Source organism: Micromonospora sp. NPDC003241, from assembly GCF_053589795.1.
On record NZ_JBSFSO010000027.1, the window covers coordinates 61052 to 78976 of the forward strand.

17 protein-coding genes are annotated in these 17925 nt (G+C 72.4%); 8 read left to right on the plus strand and 9 right to left on the minus strand.

Features of this window, described 5'->3' with window-relative positions:
- Positions 1–28: 28 nt before the first annotated feature.
- The 3 genes from ACWDVW_RS20905 to fabG all read right to left on the minus strand — a co-directional run bounded on the left by ACWDVW_RS20905 (position 29) and on the right by fabG (position 2693).
- Positions 29–1060: a ferrochelatase gene (locus tag ACWDVW_RS20905; RefSeq protein WP_449951370.1), complete on the minus strand. Its 1032-nt coding sequence runs from the start codon at positions 1058–1060 to the stop codon at positions 29–31.
- Between the two features lie 135 nt (positions 1061–1195).
- Complete coding sequence (gene fabI / locus ACWDVW_RS20910; RefSeq protein WP_449951373.1) at positions 1196–1963, minus strand: enoyl-ACP reductase FabI; 768 nt, start codon at positions 1961–1963, stop codon at positions 1196–1198.
- Between the two features lie 25 nt (positions 1964–1988).
- Complete coding sequence (fabG, locus tag ACWDVW_RS20915) at positions 1989–2693, minus strand: 3-oxoacyl-ACP reductase FabG (RefSeq protein WP_449951375.1); 705 nt, start codon at positions 2691–2693, stop codon at positions 1989–1991.
- Between the two features lie 403 nt (positions 2694–3096).
- Between fabG and ACWDVW_RS20920 the strand changes: the two genes are divergently transcribed.
- Positions 3097–3252, plus strand: coding sequence for a hypothetical protein (locus ACWDVW_RS20920; RefSeq protein WP_161595013.1), 156 nt, complete (start codon positions 3097–3099; stop codon positions 3250–3252).
- Positions 3253–3273: 21 nt separating this feature from the next.
- Here ACWDVW_RS20920 and ACWDVW_RS20925 read toward each other — a convergent pair whose 3' ends face one another.
- The 3 genes from ACWDVW_RS20925 to ACWDVW_RS20935 are packed head-to-tail and all read right to left on the minus strand — an operon-like array spanning position 3274 to position 6316.
- The gene (locus ACWDVW_RS20925) at positions 3274–4224 is read right to left on the minus strand and encodes a VWA domain-containing protein (protein ID WP_350696648.1); all 951 of its coding nucleotides are present in this window, start codon (positions 4222–4224) and stop codon (positions 3274–3276) included.
- Positions 4221–5234: a DUF58 domain-containing protein gene (locus ACWDVW_RS20930; RefSeq protein ID WP_449951379.1), complete on the minus strand. Its 1014-nt coding sequence runs from the start codon at positions 5232–5234 to the stop codon at positions 4221–4223. Before ACWDVW_RS20930 ends, ACWDVW_RS20925 begins: the two co-directional genes overlap by 4 nt.
- The gene (locus ACWDVW_RS20935; protein WP_396743076.1) at positions 5213–6316 is read right to left on the minus strand and encodes an AAA family ATPase; all 1104 of its coding nucleotides are present in this window, start codon (positions 6314–6316) and stop codon (positions 5213–5215) included. The genes ACWDVW_RS20930 and ACWDVW_RS20935 overlap by 22 nt, the downstream gene beginning before the upstream one ends.
- A gap of 236 nt (positions 6317–6552) precedes the next feature.
- On the opposite strand from ACWDVW_RS20935, the gene ACWDVW_RS20940 reads away from it, so the two are divergent.
- From ACWDVW_RS20940 to ACWDVW_RS20950, 3 genes are all read left to right on the plus strand, one after another.
- On the plus strand, positions 6553–6783 hold the full coding sequence (locus tag ACWDVW_RS20940) for a hypothetical protein (protein ID WP_449951382.1): 231 nt from the start codon (positions 6553–6555) through the stop codon (positions 6781–6783).
- A gap of 78 nt (positions 6784–6861) precedes the next feature.
- Positions 6862–7383: a PH domain-containing protein gene (locus tag ACWDVW_RS20945; protein WP_449951385.1), complete on the plus strand. Its 522-nt coding sequence runs from the start codon at positions 6862–6864 to the stop codon at positions 7381–7383.
- Between the two features lie 320 nt (positions 7384–7703).
- Entirely contained in the window at positions 7704–9137 is a 1434-nt protein-coding gene (locus tag ACWDVW_RS20950; RefSeq protein ID WP_449951429.1) for a PH domain-containing protein, read from the plus strand.
- Positions 9138–9147: 10 nt separating this feature from the next.
- Here ACWDVW_RS20950 and ACWDVW_RS20955 read toward each other — a convergent pair whose 3' ends face one another.
- On the minus strand, positions 9148–10176 hold the full coding sequence (locus tag ACWDVW_RS20955) for a phosphatase PAP2 family protein (protein ID WP_449951389.1): 1029 nt from the start codon (positions 10174–10176) through the stop codon (positions 9148–9150).
- A gap of 162 nt (positions 10177–10338) precedes the next feature.
- Between ACWDVW_RS20955 and ACWDVW_RS20960 the strand changes: the two genes are divergently transcribed.
- Together ACWDVW_RS20960 and ACWDVW_RS20965 are read left to right on the plus strand one after the other, a co-directional pair.
- Positions 10339–10743 carry a thioesterase family protein gene (locus ACWDVW_RS20960; RefSeq protein WP_449951392.1) on the plus strand — a complete coding sequence of 135 codons (405 nt, stop codon included), beginning with the start codon at positions 10339–10341 and terminating at the stop codon, positions 10741–10743.
- Positions 10740–11570 carry an MBL fold metallo-hydrolase gene (locus ACWDVW_RS20965; RefSeq protein WP_449951395.1) on the plus strand — a complete coding sequence of 277 codons (831 nt, stop codon included), beginning with the start codon at positions 10740–10742 and terminating at the stop codon, positions 11568–11570. The genes ACWDVW_RS20960 and ACWDVW_RS20965 overlap by 4 nt, the downstream gene beginning before the upstream one ends.
- 10 nt (positions 11571–11580) lie before the next feature.
- Here ACWDVW_RS20965 and ACWDVW_RS20970 read toward each other — a convergent pair whose 3' ends face one another.
- Positions 11581–12516: a carbohydrate kinase family protein gene (locus tag ACWDVW_RS20970; RefSeq protein WP_449951398.1), complete on the minus strand. Its 936-nt coding sequence runs from the start codon at positions 12514–12516 to the stop codon at positions 11581–11583.
- A gap of 415 nt (positions 12517–12931) precedes the next feature.
- On the opposite strand from ACWDVW_RS20970, the gene ACWDVW_RS20975 reads away from it, so the two are divergent.
- Positions 12932–14017: a lytic polysaccharide monooxygenase auxiliary activity family 9 protein gene (locus tag ACWDVW_RS20975; RefSeq protein ID WP_396743321.1), complete on the plus strand. Its 1086-nt coding sequence runs from the start codon at positions 12932–12934 to the stop codon at positions 14015–14017.
- Between the two features lie 63 nt (positions 14018–14080).
- Here the strand turns inward: ACWDVW_RS20975 and asnB are convergent, their stop codons facing one another.
- Positions 14081–16042: an asparagine synthase (glutamine-hydrolyzing) gene (asnB, locus tag ACWDVW_RS20980; protein ID WP_396743052.1), complete on the minus strand. Its 1962-nt coding sequence runs from the start codon at positions 16040–16042 to the stop codon at positions 14081–14083.
- 112 nt (positions 16043–16154) lie between these two features.
- Between asnB and ACWDVW_RS20985 the strand changes: the two genes are divergently transcribed.
- A complete protein-coding gene (locus ACWDVW_RS20985; RefSeq protein WP_449951401.1) occupies positions 16155–17636 on the plus strand; it encodes an aminopeptidase P family protein in 1482 nt (493 codons plus the stop codon).
- Positions 17637–17925 lie beyond the last annotated feature (289 nt).

A 17925-nucleotide genomic window follows, 5' to 3' on the forward strand; every position in this document is an offset into this window, starting at 1 on the left:
TCCCTGGGGTGTCGGGCCGTCGGTGCGGTCAGGACGGACGGCGCGGCGGGACGCAGCAGACCGTGGGGCAGGTGTCCCACATCGGCAGCTCACCGAGGCGACGACGCAGCTGCGCGCCGTCCGGGTCGATCCGCTCCCGCACCAGGTCCCGCACCATGGCCACGTAGCGCGGGTCGACGCCGGGGGTGGCGGCCCGGACGAAGTCCAGGCCGAGCTGCTTGGCGGTGTCCAGCGCCTCGGTGTCCAGATCCCACACCACCTCCAGGTGGTCGGAGACGAACCCGATCGGGCTGACCACCACCCCGGTCGCACCCTGCTCGGCGAGGGTGGCCAGGTGGTCGTTGACGTCCGGCTCCAGCCACGGCACGTGCGGCGGGCCGGAGCGGCTCTGCCAGACCACGTCGTACGGCAGGTCCGGGGCCGCGGCGGCGTGCACCAGCCGCGCCGTCTCGGCGAGCTGTGCGGTGTACCGGCCGCCGTGCGGCCCGGCGCTGTCGGCCGCCGAGATCGGCACGGAGTGGGCGGTGAAGACCAGTCGGGTGCTGTCCCGCCGGGCCGGGTCGAGCCGGGTCAGCGCCTCGCGGACCGCGTCGACGTGCGGCTCGACGAAACCGGGATGGTCCCAGAACTGCCGCAGCTTCTCGATCACCGGCGCGTCGGCACCGACCGCCGCCCGCGCGGCGGTGACGTCCTCCTGGTACTGCCGACAGGAGGAGTAGCCGCCGTAGGCGCTGGTGACGAACGCCAGCGCCCGCCGTACGCCGTCGTCGCGCATCTGCGCCACGGTGTCGGCGAGCATCGGGTGCCAGTTCCGGTTGCCCCAGTAGACGGGCAGGTCGAGGTCGTGGGCGGCGAAGTCCGCGCGGATCGCGGCGAGCAGGTCCCGGCACTGCTGGTTGATCGGGGACACCCCACCGAAGTGCTGGTAGTGCTCGGCCACCTCGGCCAGCCGCTCCGGCGGCACACCCCGCCCCCGGGTCACGTTCTGCAGGAAGGGCAGCACGTCGTCCGGCCCCTCCGGGCCGCCGAAGGAGAGCAGGACCACCGCGTCGTACGCCATGGGCCCATTCTTGCCGGTGGCCGGCGGCGCCCCGGCAACGCCCCCGGGTCCGGTCGGTAACGCCCCCGGGTCCCGGATGTTAGGAGGGGTCCCCTGCTATACCTGAGGCGTTAGCAGGGGACCCCTCCTACATCTCTAGGCGCCGATGGCGTGGTAGCCGCCGTCGACGTGCACGATCTCGCCGGTGGTGGCCGGGAACCAGTCGGACAGCAGCGCCAGGCAGGCGCGCGCGGCCGGTTCCTGGTCGGCCAGGTTCCAGCCCAGCGGGGCCCGCTCGGACCAGGCGTCCTCGAACTGCTCGAAGCCGGGGATCGACTTGGCGGCCATGGTGCGCAGCGGCCCGGCGGAGACCAGGTTGCTGCGGATGCCCTGCTTGCCCAGGTGCAGGGCGAGGTAGCGGGAGGCGGACTCCAGCCCGGCCTTGGCCACGCCCATCCAGTCGTAGACCGGCCACGCCTGGGTCGCGTCGAAGGTCAGGCCGACCACCGCGCCGCCCGGCGACATCAGCGGCAGCGCCGCCGTCGCGAGCGACTTGTACGAGTACGTGGAGACGTGCAGCGCGGTCGCCACGTCCTCCCAGGAGGCGTCGAGGAAGCCGCCGCCGAGGCAGCTCTGCGGGGCGAACCCGATCGAGTGCACCACTCCGTCGAGCCCGTCGACGTGCTCCCGGACCTTGTCGGCCAGCCCGGCCAGGTGCTCGGGGTTGGTCACGTCCAGCTCGATGACGGGTGCCGGCTCGGGCAGCCGCCTGGCGATCCGCTCCACCAGCGAGAGGCGGCCGTACCCGGTGAGCACGACCTGCCCGCCGTTCTCCTGGGCGAGCTTCGCCACCGAGAAGGCGATGGAGGCGTCGGTGATGACGCCGGTGACGAGCAGCCGCTTACCGGCCAGCAGTCCGGACATTACGCTCATTCCTCCGTGCTCAGGATCAGTGGCCCATACCGAGGCCGCCGTCGACCGGGATGACCGCACCGGAGACGTACCCGGCGCCGTCACCGGCCAGCCAGGTGACCACCGCGGCGACCTCGTCCGGCGCGGCCATCCGGCCGGCCGGGATCGACTTGAGGATCTCCGCCTTGCGCTCCGCGGTCAGCACCGCGGTCATGTCGGTCTCGATGAAGCCGGGCGCGACGACGTTGGCGGTGATGTTCCGGGTGCCCAACTCCCGGGTGATCGAGCGGGCCACCCCGACCAGGCCGGCCTTGCTGGCCGCGTAGTTGACCTGACCGGCGCCGCCGGAGAGGCCGACCACCGAGGACACGAAGATCATGCGTCCCCACTTGGCCCGCAGCATCTTCCCCGAGGCGCGCTTGGCGCAGCGGTACGCACCGGTCAGGTTGGTGTCCAGCACCCGGGTGAACTGCTCCTCGGACATCCGCAGCAGCAGCGTGTCGTCGGTGATCCCGGCGTTGGCGACCAGCACCTCCACCGGCCCCAGCTCCGCCTCGACCGCGCTGAACGCGGCGTCGACCGACTCGGCGTCGGTGATGTCGCACCGCACACCGAACAGCCCCTCCGGTGCCCCGCTGCCCCGGTGGGTGATCGCCACCCGGTCGCCCTGCTTGGCGAACGCCTGGGCGATGGCCAGACCGATTCCGCGGTTGCCGCCGGTAACCAGCACAGTTCGAGACACGGTGGGGTCCTCTCCGGAAGATCGCTGCGGGTTGGAGACTAGGCGCTACCGCACGGTAATCACTAACCCGCCCCGCCCGGCACCGGCACCGTCCGCGCCGATGAACGGCCGGGCCCGCAGGGCCGGTCGGCCGAGTGGGCCGGTACGCCACCACGGGTGTACGATCATCGCGTTTGCGGGCCGCCCGACGGCACCGCTCGTCCGGACCCCGACCGCAGGAGGTGATCGCTGTGCGAGATAGCGATCCTCCCAGTCGTGGCCGGGCCGACCGCCAGTCACGCTGAGCACCGCTCCGCCTGAGCTGGCACCGCTCCCCACGCACCCCCTGCGCCACCGCCCGGCCCACCCGCCGGGGCGACGGAACGCGCGGGTGCGACCGGAAGCCGTTCGGTCACGACTTCGTGTGCGCCTCCTCGATCCACCCCCACGCGGTCCACCCCGCCCGGACCGCCGTCGCCACCCGGAGCGTTCCATGAGCCGTTACGTCGCCCCGCTGGGCTTCACCCTCGCCGCCGTCTGGGTGGCCGTGCTCTTCGTGCTGGCCAGCAGCACCCACTGACCCCGCGCACGGCCGCACCGGTCAGAGCATCCGGGACGACCAGAGCAGACTGAACGCCCCGGCACAGAGCGCCAGCAGCAGGGCGATGCCGGCATACCACTGGGTGATCTCCCGCGCCTCGGTCCGGAAACCGATCGAGCTGCCCATGTCCTGGTACACCTGCTTGAGCTCGTTGACCGTGGCCGCCTCGTAGAAGTAGCCCTCGGTCGTCTCGGCCAACTCGGCCAACGCCATCCGGTCCACCGGCACCCGCTGCAACTGCCCACCGATGTCCACGTGCCCGGTGTCGGTGCCGAAGGCGATGGTGGAGACCGGCACGTTCGCCGCCTGCGCCGCCGCAGCCGCCTCCTCCACCGACCGACCGGCCGTCCGGAAGCCGTCGGAGAGCAGCACGATCCGGGCCGGCGGGATACCCGCCGCACCGTCGGCCGGCACCGAGCGGATCGCCTCCAGGCAGGTGAAGACCGCCTCACCGGTCGCGGTCGCCTCGGCCAGCACCAGCCCGTCGATGGCGCTGGTCACCGCCGGGCGGTCCTTCGTCGGCGGCACCAGCACGTTGGCCGACTTGGCGAACGACACCAACCCGACGTTGTAGGTCTCGGGCAACTCCCCCACGAACTGCTTGGCCGCCTCCTGCGCGGCCTCCAGTCGACTGGGCGCCACGTCGTCCGCCTGCATCGACAACGACACGTCGATGGCGAGCATGATGGTGGCCCGTTCCAGCGGCTCCCGGGTGTCCACCGCCGGACGGGCCAGCGCACCGGCCAGCACCAGCAACGCGAGCAGGAACGCGGTCGCCGGCACGTGCCGCCGCCAGCCCAGCCCCTTCGGCGCCACGGTCCGCAGCAGGTCGACGTTGGTGAACCGCATCGCGTACTCGCGGCGGCGCAACTGCCGCCACACGTACAGCGCGGCGAGGGCCAGCACCGGCAGCACGGCCAGCAGCCACCACGGTTGGAGCAGTCGAATCATCGCGTCGTCCCCCGGGTGCGGGCGTGCCGCTGGGCGGCCACGAAACGCACCATGTCCAGCAGCCAGTCTCGGTCCGTACGTAGGCGCAGGTGTGCGGCGCCGGCCGCGCGCATCGCGGCGGAGATCTCGGCCCGCTGGGCGGCGGCCGCCGCCGCGTAGCGGTGCCGCAGGCTCGGGTCGGCGGTCTGCACCTCGTGCAACTCCCCGGTCTCCGGGTCGACCACCGGCAGCACCCCCACGTCGGGCAACTCCAGCTCACGCGGGTCGACCACCTCGATCGCCAGCACGTCGTGGCGTACCCGCAGCTTGCGCAGCGGCCGGGCCCACTGGGCCGGCGGGGCGAGGAAGTCGGAGACGACCACCGCGACCCCGCGCCGCCGGGGCGGGCGGTTGAGCATCTCGATCAACGCACCGAGGTCACCCCGGCCCGGCTGGATCGGGGTACCGGCGATGGCCCGCAACATGCCCTGCGCCTCCTTGCGCCCGGACCGGGCGGGCAGCCGGACCAGACGCCCCGGCCCGGGCGGTTCGGGCGTCGCCCGCCAGCCCCGCCGGGCGGCGGGACGCTCACCACCGCTACCCACCACCGCCCCGATCCGGTTGCCGCCGCGCACGGTCAGGTGTGTGATCGCCGCCGCCGCGGCCACCACCACGTCCCGCTTGAGCCACCGGCCGGTGCCGAAGTCCAGGCTGGCCGACAGGTCCACCGCGAGCCACGTCTCCAACTCCCGGTCGGCCACCGTACGCCGCACGTGCGCGGTGGTGGTCCGCGCGGTCACCGGCCAGTCCATCCGCCGGACGTCGTCACCGGGTCGGTACTCCCGCGACTCCCCCGCCTCGCTGCCCGGGCCGGGCAGCAGACCGGCGTAGTCGCCCTGCAACAGCCCGTCCAGCTTCCGGGTGACCATCAGCTGCAACCGGGACAGCACCGCGCCGGAGCGATTGTCCGCCGCGTTCGGTGACTGCTGGGGGGAAGGGGTGCTCGGGGTCACGGCCGCTGCCCGGGCCACCCTGAGGTCGGCGCCACCGGACCCGGTGGCGTGGCCTGCTGCCGGGGCGCCACCGACGGCAGCGGGATGGTCGACATCACCCGGTGCACCACGTGGTCGGCCGGCACGTCGTCGGCGAGCGCGTCATAGCTGAGGACCAGTCGGTGACGCAGGATGTCCGGCGCGATGTCCTGCACGTCCTGCGGAAGGGCGTAGTCCCGGCCACGCAGCAGCGCCAGCGCCCGGGTCGCCCGGACCAGCCCGAGCGAGGCCCGTGGGCTGGCACCGTACTGGATCAGTTGCGCCACGTCGGGCATGCCGTGCTCGGCCGGCGTACGGGTGGCCAGCACCAACCGGACCGCGTAGTCGACCAACGCATTGTGTACGAAGACCTGGTCCGCCTTCTGCTGCAGGGCGATCAGGTCCGCGGTGTCGAAGACCGCGGTGGGCTCGGGCGGGGCCACCCCCATCCGGTAGACGATCTCCCGCTCCTCGGCGTCGGTGGGATAGCCCACGACGATCTTCATGAGGAACCGGTCCCGCTGCGCCTCCGGCAGCGGGTAGACGCCCTCCTGCTCGATCGGGTTCTGCGTCGCCATCACCAGGAACGGGTTGGGCACCCGGTGCGTCTCGCCGCCGATCGAGACCTGACGTTCGCTCATCACCTCCAGCAGCGCCGACTGCACCTTGGCCGGTGCCCGGTTGATCTCGTCGGCGAGCAGGAAGTTGACGAACACCGGACCCAGCTCGACGTCGAACTTCTCGCTGGACTGCCGATAGATCCGGGTGCCCATGATGTCGGCCGGCACCAGGTCCGGGGTGAACTGCACCCGGGCGAACGACCCGCCGACCACCCGGGCGAGCGTCTCCACCGCGAGCGTCTTGGCCACCCCGGGTACGCCCTCCAGCAGGCAGTGCCCTCGGGCGAGCAGCGCCACGAACATCCGTTCGACCATCCGGTCCTGCCCGACGATCACCCGCTTGATCTCGAACAGCGCCCGCTCCAGCAGCGTGGCGTCCTGCGCCGGAGTGGTCGGCGAAGAGACCGCCGAGGGCGTTGCCCCGTTCGGCGTCGGAGCGTCGGGCGTGGTCGGCTGGGCCACCGGTCCTCCACAGCGTGCTCGGTCGTTGCGGCGTGTGCGTCACCAAGCCTCGCATGCCCGACTGAGTACCGACTGGGGGAGCGACCGATTTCCGCCACGCCGTTGCGCGCCAGGCGAATCGCCGATCGCCAGTGGACAGATGCCGCCCCCGCGTGTGTACCATTCTTCCGTCGCCGGGCGGCTTCCCCCGTGGCCGCCCGGCGCTCAATCTTTTCCCTCGCCCTAGACTGGGTGCGATGGACGATTCCGACACTCCCGTCGAGGCGCTGATCTGTTCGGCCCGAGGGTGTCGCGCCCCCGCCGGGTGGGCACTGCGCTGGAACAATCCCCGCCTGCACACGCCGGAGCGGCGCAAGACCTGGCTCGCCTGCGAACTCCACCGCACCTCTCTCGGTGACTTCCTCACCGCGCGGGGCTTCCTGCGGGAGGTCACCCCGCTCCCGGGATCGCCTACGCTCGAAGAGTGAACGCGTACAACGGACTTTCATGGTGAGCGCGAGGAGTGAGCTTGCGAGCCCCGCAGCCGCGAACGAAAGATCAGCTCAGTGAGCGATGACGCCCCGAACGCCTCGGTGTCGTCCGGTCCGCTGGAGCCCTGGCCGGACACCGTACGGTGGCAGTCGATCTCGTCCGATCTGATCTGGGTGGAACTGCTGCGCCTGTCGGCCGTGGTGGTCGTCGTCTCGGCGGGCATCGGCATCGGCTGGGCGCTCAGCGGCACCTGGCCGTTCGGCGCGGCGCTCGGTGCCGTGCTGCTGTTCGCGGTCTGGCGGGCGGTGACCATCGTCCGCGCGGTACGCGCCTGGGGCTACGCCGAACGTGAGGACGATCTCCTGGTCCGGCACGGGCTGTTGGTGCGCCGCCTCTCCATCGTCCCGTACTCCCGGATGCAGTTCGTCGACGTCAGCGCCGGCCCGTTGGAGCGGGCGTTCGACCTGGCGACCGTGCAGTTGCACACCGCGGCGGCGGCCAGCGACGCCCGGGTGCCGGGCCTGCGTCCGGCCGAGGCGTCCCGGCTGCGGGACCGGCTCACCGCGCTGGGCGAGGACCGGGCGGAAGGGCTGTGACGGGCCCGGTCGGGGCGGCACCGGACCGACCCGAGCCCCGCACGGGAGATCTGGCGCCACCGGTCACCGATCCGGGACCACCCGACACGGACACCTCGGCGGTACCGCCACCGGAGCAGAACCAGGGCGGACCACCGGCTGGGCCCGCGCCCTCTGCCCCGCCGGTCGCCCCCGGCACGCCGTTCCCACCGGCGACGCCCCACCGACCGGGCACGCCGTATCCGCCCGGGGTGCCGTACCCGCAGGGCGGGCCGCACCAGCCGGGCGCGTCGCACCCGCACGGTGGGCCGTACCAGCCGGGCGCGCCGTACCCGCCTGGGATGGCGTACCCGCCGGGAGCGCCCTACCCGCACGGCGCGCCCTACCCGCCGTATCCCGTCGGGCCGGGGTACCCGCCCGGCGGGTCGCCGGACGCGGCGCAGGAGCGGCAGCGGCTGCATCCGCTGAGCCCGGCGCTGCACGGCGCGAAGTCGTTGGCCGTGGTCATCGCCGGACTGTCCTGGTCGACGCTGTCCCGGGTCGGGTTCGGGTGGTTCGTGGCCATGGTGATCGTGCTCGCGCTCGGCGCCACCGTGCTGGCCGTGATCAGTTGGTACTACACCGGCTACCAGGTGGTGGGCCGGGAACTGCGCATCCACGAGGGGCTGCTCTGGCGGCGGACCCGAGCCATCCCGCTGGAACGGCTCCAGGCCGTCGAGGTGGTCCGCCCGCTGCTGGCCCAGCTCACCGGCCTGGCCGAACTACGGCTCGAAGTGGTCGGGGGCGGCAAGACGGAGGCGCCGCTGGCGTACCTCAGCGTGGCCGAGGCGTCGGTGTTGCGCCAGCGGCTGCTGGCGCTCGCGGGCGGGCCGGCCGTCGCTCAGGCCCGCACGGGCGCGGCGGTGCCGGGCGGGCCGGCGGATCAGCAGCCGGAGACGACGGCCGGCGAGGCGGCCGGCCCTCCGCCGGGACGGCCGTTGCACGCGGTCGAGAACCGGGACCTGCTGATCAGCCAGTTGCTGACGCCGCAGGCGTTCCTGCTGCCGCTCGGCGTGGCCTTCGTCACCGTGCAGTTCCTGTCGGAGGGATCGTGGTCGTTCATCGCGGTGGCGAGCACGCTGACCGCGATGGCGGGCATCCTGCTGCAACCCGTTCGTCGGGTGCTCGACGACTGGCGGTTCCAGCTCGCGCGGGACGCCGACCGGCTGCGCATCCGCAACGGCCTGCTGGAGACGCGGGTGCAGACGGTGCCGCTGCACCGGGTGCAGACGGTGGGGATGACCTGGCCGCTGCTCTGGCGGATGAAGGGCTGGCTGCGGATGCGCCTGGAGGTGGCGGGCTACGCGGCGGGCGAGCCCGACCAGCGCAACCGGCCGGACCGGCTGCTGCCGGTCGGGGACCTGGCGACCGGGGAGACGATCCTCGCCGAGGTGCTGCCCGGGGTCACCCTGGCGTCGTTGCCGCTGGTCCCGCCGCCGAGCCGGGCCCGCTGGGTGAACCCGCTGAGCCGTCAGGTGCTCGGCGCCGGACTGACCGACGAGGTCTTCGCCGTCCGGTCCGGGCTGCTCACCCGTCAATTGACCATGGTGCCGTTCGCCCGGTTCCAGAGCGTCCGGGTGGTGCAGGGCCCGATCCAGCGGCTGCTCGGTCTGGCGACCGTGCACGTGGACACCGCCGGTGGGGCCGGTGCGGCGGCCGTCGACCGTGACCTCGCCGACGCCTGGGCGCTGGCGGCCGAGCTGACCGCCCGGGGCCAGGCCGCCCGTAGCGGCTGACCGCCGCCGGTCAGCGGGTGGCCGGGACCACCGGTGGTTCGGCCGGAGCGTCCCGGTCGTCCGGGGGTGGGTCGGTGGCGGCCCGGCGGGCCTTGCGCCGGGCCCACCACCGCTCGGCCGCGCCAACCGCCAGGAAGGTCATCCCGACGTACGCCCAACCGACCAGCACGTCGATCACGTAGTGCTCGCCGCTGTAGACCAGGGTGAAGGTCATCGCCAACGGGTACGCCAGCAGCAGCGGCCACCACCGGCGTCGGACGCTGTTCATGAAGAACAGCACCACGAACAGCGCGAAGGCGGTGTGCAGCGACGGCATCGCGGCCACCGGGTTCGAGGCGAGCTGGCCGGCGTTGAGCAGGTTACCGGCGCCGTGCATGCCGAACGCCCGCCAACCACGGGTGGAGATCCGGGCGACCTCCTCGATCAGCCCGTTCTGCGCCGCCCACCACGGCGGCGCGGCCGGGTACAGGAAGTAGGTGACCAGGCCGGTGGCGCAGAGGAAGAACCAGCGCCGCATGAAGGCCGCCCACCGGCTGCGTTCCCGCATCCAGAGCACGGTGGCGGCGGCCAGCGCCGCCACGAAGTGCGAGAAGTACACCCAGCTGACCAGGACGTCCCACCACCGCACCTCGGGGTGGTAGAGATGCTGCTGCAACCAGACGGTGGGCACCTGGCCGTCCATCGCCCAGCCGAACATCCACCGGTCCGCCAGGATCAGCTCGTACGCGTGCGGGACCGTCCCGTCGTGATAGGCGAAGCCCCGGGACAGGTTGTAGGCGACCAGCAGCAGCACCACCGGCACCCAGTCCCGGGCGAAGCGCAGGTGACTGCGCCACGGGCGGGCGGAGTTCCAGGCGATGGTCCCCGCCCAGATCCAGAAGAACGCGTACATCGGGTCGGTGGGCAGGCCGATGACGAGCCAGCCCGCCACGAAGGCGACGCTCCACACCGACATCGCGATCACGCGGCGGCGACCGCCGTCGGGCGAGGCGGACGGCTCGGTCGGGGCCGGGGGCTGGGGGTCGGTCACGGCAGACATCGCGGACAAGGTTAACGGCGCACCCTGAGGCATCCCACGCAGGACCACCTGCGTGCCGCCCCGCCGTGTCGGCACCGCCGTCGGCGCGGCGAAGCGGAGCCGGACGGGGGCCTTCCGGCGGCACGCGTCGCCGAGGACGCGGCGAGCCCCTACGCTGTGGCCATGCAGGCGCAGTCGGATCTCGCCCTGACGCCGGGTCTGTCCGCCCGGGTCGAGTTGACCGTCACCGACGCCGACACCGCCGAGGCGGTCGGCTCCGGTGACGTGCCGGTGCTCGGCACCCCTCGGGTGGTGGCGCTGGCCGAGGCGGCGACGGTGGCGGCGAGCGCGCCCCACCTGCCCGCCGGCTCTACCAGCGTGGGCACCCGGGTCGAGTTGACGCACCTGGCCGCCACGCCGGTGGGCCGTACGGTGGTGGCGCAGGCCAGCCTCACCACGGTCGACCGGCGCCGGCTGGTCTTCGACGTCGAGGTGACCGAGGGCGGGCAGCGGGTGGCCGAAGGCCGGGTGGAACGGGTGGTGGTCGACCGGCAGCGGTTCGTCGAACGCGCCGGCCGACCGTCATGACCGTCCATTTCGTCGAGGTCGCCGACCGGGTGCACGTGCTGCGCGAGCCCCTGCTCGCGGTCAACGTCACGCTGGTCTGCGGTGCCGGCGAGGCGCTGCTGGTCGACACGCTCTCCAGCGCGCGGCAGGCCGCCGAACTGGCCGCCGCCGTACGGGCGGTCACCGGTGATCCGCTGACGGTCGTCAACACCCACCACCACTACGACCACTGGTTCGGCAACGCCACGTTCGCCGCCGACCCGCCCCGCCCGGTGTGGGCACACGACCTCGCCGCCGAGGCGATGCGCGGCGACCCGGACGGGCTGCGCCGCCAGGCGTACGCGGAACTGCGCGACGAGCATCCGGAGCTGGCCGCCGAACTGGCCGACACGCCGCTGCTGGCCCCCACCCGTACGGTCCGGACCGAGGCAGCCCTCGACGTCGGCGGCCGGCAGGTGGTGCTGCGGCACCCCGGGCGCGGCCACACCGACGCCGACCTGGTGGTGCAGGTGCCCGACGCCGACGTGCTGGTCGCCGGTGACCTGGTGGAGCAGTCCGGCCCACCGGCGTTCGAGGACTCCTTCCCGTTGCAGTGGCCCGACGCGGTGGCCGAGCTGTTGCGGTGGACCACCCCGGCGACGGTGGTGGTGCCCGGGCACGGTGAGCCGGTCGACGCCGGGTTCGTCCGGGCACAGCACGCCCAACTGGCCGAGCTGGCCTGGCTGATCCGGGCCGGGCACACCGGCGGCGCGCCGCCGGAGCGGGTCGCCGCCGAGGCACCCTTCCCGGCCCGTCCGGCGCTGATCGCGGCCCGCCGCGGCTACGCCGAGCTGGACGGCACCGCCTGATCCGGCACCCTCAGTCGGCGAAGCGCTCGCGCACCTGCGCCCGGGTCGGCATGGCCACGGCCCCGCCCGGCCGTTCGCAGACGAGCCCGGCGACCCGCAGCGCGAACGCCACCCGCTCGATCCAGCCGCCCGGTTCGGTGGGCTCGCCGCCGACGAGCAGGTCCGCGACGAGCGCGGCCATCACCGAGTCGCCCGCGCCGGTGGCGTCGACGGCGTCCACCCTCGGCGCGGGCACGCGTACCGGATCGGCGCCGGCGGCGGCGACCACCGCGCCCTCGGGGCCCAGGGTGACCACGACGGTGCCCGCCCCCACCTCGCGCAGGTACGCCGCCACCGACTCCACCGGCTCGCCCGGGTAGAGCAGCTCCGCGTCGGCGGCGCTCAGCTTGACCAGGTGCGCCCCGGCGGCGAACTCGGCGACCACCCCGCGCAGCTCGGTCAGCGCCTGCGGACCGTCCAGCAGCCGGGGACGGACGTTGGGGTCGAACACCCGCAGCCCGGACGCCAGCGACCAGGCCCGACGGGCGGCGGCCAGGGTGGCCGGCTCCAGCAGCACGATCGACCCGCAGTAGAGCACGTCGGCGCCCTCGACCAGCGCCGCGTCGACGTCGTCGGCGGTGAGCAGCGCGTAGGAGGGCGGGTCGCCGTAGAAACGGAAGTCCGGTTCGGGGCCGGCGAAGGTGGTGACGGCCAACGTGGTCGGCACCGGGGCGGTGCGGGTCCCGACCGTACCGACCCGCTCGGCGGCCAGCAGGTCACGGATCCGTCCGGCCAACACGTCGTCGCCGAGCGAGCCGACGAACTGCACCGCGCCGCCGAGCCGGGCGATGCCGACGGCCACGTTCAGCGGGCCGCCGCCGACGGCCTGCCGGAAGACGGGCTCGCCGTCGCTCTCGGTGTCGAGCAGGTCGACGAGCGCCTCACCGAGCACCACCGCGTATCCCATTCCGGTCCCTTCCGTCGGCGTCCGCTGCCGCCCAGGCTGGCACAGCGATCTGCCGCCGGGCGTGCACGCCACGGTATTGGCGGGCACCGGCCGACGCGAGCCGGCATCGCGCACATCGAGGAACAGCTATTGCATCGACGGCGTCGGCGTGCTGGGATGGTGGTGCCGGATGGCGCGGGGGCTGCGCGCCATCGGCGCCGGGTCATGGACACGCGAGGGCATACATACGCGTCGACATATCACTGGCGGCATCGTGCCGGGAGGGCATAGACCCCGTGCACACGTCGCCGCATCGTCGCATTCGCCCCTAGCTGCGGGAGCGAACTTTCACCCTCCCGCGCGCTTCGGCGGGGCCACCCCGCACGGTGTGCCCCGCGAGTCAGGAGAACCTGTGCACCGACCTCGTCTGGCCGCGATGTTCTTCGCGGCCGTCACTCTCGCCGCGAGCGCGGTCGTCGCCGTGACGGCCAGCCCCGATCCGGCCGCCGCGCACGGCGCGGCGATGACGCCGGGCGCCCGTACGTTCCTGTGCTGGCGCGACGGCCTCTCCCCCACCGGTGAGATCCGGCCGCAGAACCCGGCCTGTTCCGCCGCGGTCGCCCAGTCCGGTGCCAACTCGCTGTACAACTGGTTCAGCGTGCTGCGCTCGGACGCCAACGGGCGGACCACCGGCTTCATCCCCGACGGCCAGCTGTGCAGCGGCGGCGCCACCGGCTTCCGCGGCTTCGACCTGGCCCGCAACGACTGGCCGATCACCCACCTGACCGCCGGCCGGTCCATCGAGTTCCGGTACAGCAACTGGGCGCACCACCCGGGCACGTTCTACTTCTACGTGACCAAGAACAGCTGGAGCCCGACCAGGGCGCTGGCCTGGAGCGACCTGGAGGAGCAGCCGTTCCTGACGGTGACCAACCCGCCGCAGCGCGGCGCGGTCGGCACCAACGACGGCCACTACTACTTCACCGGGACCCTGCCGGCCAACAAGACCGGCCGGCACATCATCTACTCGCGGTGGGTCCGCTCGGACAGCCAGGAGAACTTCTTCGGCTGCTCCGACGTCGCCTTCGACGGCGGCAACGGTGAGGTGACCGGGATCGGTGGCGGCACGACTCCGCCGCCCACCACCCCGCCGCCCACCACGCCTCCGCCGACCACCCCGCCGCCCACCACGCCTCCGCCCACCACCCCGCCGGCCGGCACCGGTGGCTGCGCTGCCACCCTGCGGGTGACCAGCACCTGGTCCGGTGGTTTCCAGGGCGAGGTCGAGGTCAGGAACAACGGCACCGCGGCGCTCAACGGCTGGACCGCGAGCTGGACCTGGCCGAGCGGCCAGCAGATCAGCCAGGTCTGGAACGCGACCCAGACCTCGTCCGGGTCGACGGTGTCCGCGACGAACGTGTCCTACAACGGAAGCCTCGGCGTCAACAGCAGCACGACGTTCGGCTTCCTGGCCAGCGGTAGCAGCACCTCGCTACCGACGGCCACCTGCGCCGCCCGCTGACGCGGTCGAACGCGGAACGGCCCCCCTGCGGAGTACCGCAGGGGGGCTCGTCCGTGTCTGAGATCAGCGCACCATGGACCCGACGACGGGCTTGGTGAGCAGCGCGGACTGGTTGCGCTGGATGCCCGGGTCCAGCGTCTTGGCCACGAAGATGGCGTGCCACACGCAGAAGATCAGGACCGTCCACACCTTGCGGGAGTGGTCGGCCTCCTCGCGCTTGTGCTCGTCCAGCAGGCGCAGCGCGTACGACAGGTCGAGCAGGTCGCCGGCGCCGGAGGTGCTCAGCACGTGCCGGGCCCACTCGTACATCTCGCCGCGCAGCCAGACCCGGGTCGGGGTCGGGAAGCCCAGCTTCTTGCGGTTGACGATGGCGGGCGGCACCACTCCCTGCAACGCCTGGCGCATGGCGTACTTGGTGGCGTCGGAGCGGGGCGGCAGCTTCAGGTCGACCGGGATCTTCGCCGCGACCTCGAACACGTCGCGGTCGAGGAAGGGCACCCGCACCTCCAGCGAGTGCGCCATGGAGATCCGGTCGGCCTTGACCAGGATGTCCCCGCGCAGCCAGGTGTAGAGGTCGACGTACTGCATCTTGGTGACGTCGTCCAGCTCGGTGCACTCGGCGTAGATCGGCGCGGTGACGTCGGTGTAGCGCACCGAGGGGTCGTAGCGCCGCATCAGGTGCTGCTTCTCCTCCTCGGTGAACATCCGCGCGTTGCCGTAGTAGCGCTCCTCGAGCGGCGTGGTGCCGCGCTCCAGGAAGCTCTTGCCCTTGACCCCCTGCGGGATGGCCTTGGAGACCGCCCGCAGACCCTTCTGGACCCCGCCGGGCAGCCCGTTGACGCTGCTCAGCGACAGCGGCTCACGATAGATCGTGTACCCGCCGAAGAACTCGTCCGCGCCCTCGCCGGAGAGCACCACCGTGACGTGCTCGGCGGCCTTCTTGGCCACGAAGTAGAGCGGCACCAGCGCCGGGTCGGCCACCGGGTCGTCCAGGTGCCAGACGATCTTCGGCAGCGCGTCGATCATGTCCTGCGGCCCGATCTTCGTCGGGATCGTGGTCACGTCGAGGTGGCGGGCCGACTCCTGGGCGACGTCGATCTCCGAGTAGCCGGGCACGTCGTAGCCGACGGTGAAGGTGAGGATGTTCGGGTTGAACTCGCGGGCCAGCGCCACCACCGCGGTGGAGTCGATGCCGCTGGACAGGAACGACCCGACCGGCACGTCGGAGCGCATGTGCATGCGGACGCTCTCGCGCAGCGTCTCGCGGATCTCGTGGTAGAGCTTCTGCTCGTCGGCGACCGGGCCGGGCCGGAACACCGGCCGGTACCAGCGCCGCACGTCGATCCGGCCGCCCGGGGTCCAGGTGAGGTATTCGCCCGAACCGATCCGGCTGATCCCCTTGTGCAGGGTGCCCGGCTCGGGGACGTACTGGAGGGTCAGGTAATGGCTCAGGTTCGCAGTGTCCACCCCGGCGTCCCCGGCGTACGCCGACTGCGCGAACGGCAGTAGGGCCTTCTTCTCCGAGGCGAGGTAGAGCCCGTCGGCGGTCTCCAGGTAGTGCAGCGGCTTGATGCCGTAGTAGTCGCGGGCGCCGAACGCCCGGCGCTCCTGCCGGTCCCAGATGACGAAGGCGAACATGCCACGCAGCCGGGTGAGCACCTGCTCGCCCCAGTAGTGGTAACCGGCGACGATCACCTCGCCGTCACCGTTGGTGGCGAACCGGGCCCCGTAGTCGCGGATCAGCTCCTCGCGCAGCTCGATGTAGTTGTAGATCTCGCCGTTGAAGGTGAGCAGGTAACGGCCGTCGGCGTAGGGCAGCGGCTCGTGGCTGAGCGCCACGTCGATGATCGCGAGCCGCTTGTGGGCGAACACCCCGTCCGCGTACCGGCCGGAGGCGTCCCCGACCACCTCGACGCCGGTCTCGTCCGGGCCACGGTGGTGCAGGCATTCCAGCGCTGCGGCGATGTTGTCGCGGTGGGCGGCGGCGTCGCCGCGGGCACTGAAAAAGGCCAGGAGTCCGCACATGGCCGTCATCTTTCCACGCGTCCGGATCGGGCGTCGCAGCACTGCCGGGCTCTGGACCGGAACGGGTTTCGGGGTACCGTCGGCACCAGCGATGCGGCGAAGGGAGCGGGGAATGACCGAGGAACGCACCGACGGCAAGCCGGCCGACGGCACGGAGTCGCACGACCCGGACTTCCCACCGGCGTTCCTGTCGTTCATGCGGCAGGGATGGCGGGACACCGGGCTGCCGGTCGACCCCCGGCCGGAGGTACCGAACTACGCCAAGCGTCGCGCGGCCCTCTCCGCGGCCTTCCCCGGCGAGACGCTGGTGATCCCCACCGGCGGCGAGAAGGTCCGCGCCAACGACACCGAGTACCGGTTCCGCCCGGGCAGCGACTTCGCGTACCTGACCGGGGACTACGACCCGGACGGGGTCCTGGTGCTGCGGCCCGACGGCTCGGGGCACGACGCCACGCTGTTCATGCGCCCCCGCTCCTCACGGGAGACCGACGAGTTCTTCCGCAGCCGCCATGGTGAGCTGTGGGTGGGCCGCCGGCACACCCTGGCGGAGAAGTCGACCGAGCTGGGGCTGCCCACCGCCGACCTGACCGAACTGGAGGCGGCGCTGGGCGACCTGGCCCCGGCGCGTACCCGGGTGCTGCGCGGGTTCGACGCCTCGGTGGACTCGGCCGTGCGCCCGTACGACGGGCCCCGGGCCGACGGCCAGCCGGCCCGCGACCGGGAACTGGCGATCGCCGTGTCGGAGTTGAAGCTGGTCAAGGACGAGTGGGAGATCGCCCAGCTCCAGGACGCGATCGACGCGACGGTACGCGGCTTCGAGGACGTGGCCCGGGTGCTGCCGGCCGACCGGGGCGTCTCGGAGCGGCTGCTGGAGGGCGTCTTCGCACTGCGGGCGCGGCACGACGGCAACGACGTCGGATACGGCTCGATCGTCGGGGCGGGCGAGCACGCCACGATCCTGCACTGGGTGCACAACCACGGTGTCACCCGACCGGGTGAGCTGCTGCTGATGGACATGGGCGTGGAGGGGCAGCACCTCTACACCGCCGACGTGACCCGGGTGCTGCCGGTCGACGGCCGGTTCACCCCGTTGCAACGCCAGGTCTACGACATCGTGTACGCCTCGCAGCAGGCCGGCATCGAGTTCATCAAGCCCGGCGTGAAGTTCAAGGACGTCCACCTGACCTGCATGCGGGTGCTCGCCGAGGGCCTGGCCGAGCTGGGGCTGCTGCCGGTGAGCGTGGACGAGGCGATGGACGAGTCGTCGACCGTGTACCGGCGGTGGACGCTGCACGGCTTCGGGCACATGCTCGGCATCGACGTGCACGACTGCTCCCACGCCCGCAAGGAGAAGTACCGGGACGGGGAGCTGGGCGAGGGCTACGTGCTCACCGTCGAGCCGGGGCTGTACTTCCAGCCGGAGGACGAGCTGGTGCCGGAGGAGCTGCGCGGCGTCGGCATCCGGATCGAGGACGACGTCCTGGTCACCGCCGCCGGTGCGGTGAACCTGTCGGCCGGCCTGCCGCGCCGGGCCGACGAGGTGGAGACCTGGCTGGCCGAGCAGCGCGAGGCGGGACCCCGCCTGCCGGGCTGACCCGTACGACCTGCCGAAGGGCGGGCCTTTCCAGTGGGCGAACGCTCGCCGCTGCGAAGGGCCCGCCCTTCGTCATGCCCCGGTGGTGCCCGGCGCTTTCGGTGTTACTCCCCCGATTGGCAGCCGCACGCCCGAGCTGAGGCAGTTATGGGGTTTTTTCGTATTAGTCATCCTCGCGAAGATGCTTCTCATACGGTGTTCATCAGAGGCTACAGGCTGTTTGTAGCTACTCGCGCCGCTTAGTACGGGTGCGGGTCAGTCTGGTAGGAGGAAAGGGCGGAAGGCTCTG

Excerpts from the sequence above, each read along its gene's own strand:
- ACWDVW_RS20960 (WP_449951392.1), top strand. The coding sequence starts at position 10,339 with ATGCAGGCGCAGTCGGATCTCGCCCTGACGCCGGGTCTGTCCGCCCGG.
- ACWDVW_RS20905 (WP_449951370.1), bottom strand. The coding sequence starts at position 1,060 with ATGGCGTACGACGCGGTGGTCCTGCTCTCCTTCGGCGGCCCGGAGGGG.
- ACWDVW_RS20985 (WP_449951401.1), top strand. The coding sequence starts at position 16,155 with ATGACCGAGGAACGCACCGACGGCAAGCCGGCCGACGGCACGGAGTCG.
- ACWDVW_RS20970 (WP_449951398.1), bottom strand. The coding sequence starts at position 12,516 with ATGGGATACGCGGTGGTGCTCGGTGAGGCGCTCGTCGACCTGCTCGAC.
- ACWDVW_RS20925 (WP_350696648.1), bottom strand. The coding sequence starts at position 4,224 with ATGATTCGACTGCTCCAACCGTGGTGGCTGCTGGCCGTGCTGCCGGTG.
- ACWDVW_RS20955 (WP_449951389.1), bottom strand. The coding sequence starts at position 10,176 with ATGTCTGCCGTGACCGACCCCCAGCCCCCGGCCCCGACCGAGCCGTCC.
- ACWDVW_RS20950 (WP_449951429.1), top strand. The coding sequence starts at position 7,704 with ATGGCGTACCCGCCGGGAGCGCCCTACCCGCACGGCGCGCCCTACCCG.
- asnB (WP_396743052.1), bottom strand. The coding sequence starts at position 16,042 with ATGTGCGGACTCCTGGCCTTTTTCAGTGCCCGCGGCGACGCCGCCGCC.
- ACWDVW_RS20965 (WP_449951395.1), top strand. The coding sequence starts at position 10,740 with ATGACCGTCCATTTCGTCGAGGTCGCCGACCGGGTGCACGTGCTGCGC.
- fabI (WP_449951373.1), bottom strand. The coding sequence starts at position 1,963 with ATGTCCGGACTGCTGGCCGGTAAGCGGCTGCTCGTCACCGGCGTCATC.
- ACWDVW_RS20975 (WP_396743321.1), top strand. The coding sequence starts at position 12,932 with ATGTTCTTCGCGGCCGTCACTCTCGCCGCGAGCGCGGTCGTCGCCGTG.
- ACWDVW_RS20940 (WP_449951382.1), top strand. The coding sequence starts at position 6,553 with ATGGACGATTCCGACACTCCCGTCGAGGCGCTGATCTGTTCGGCCCGA.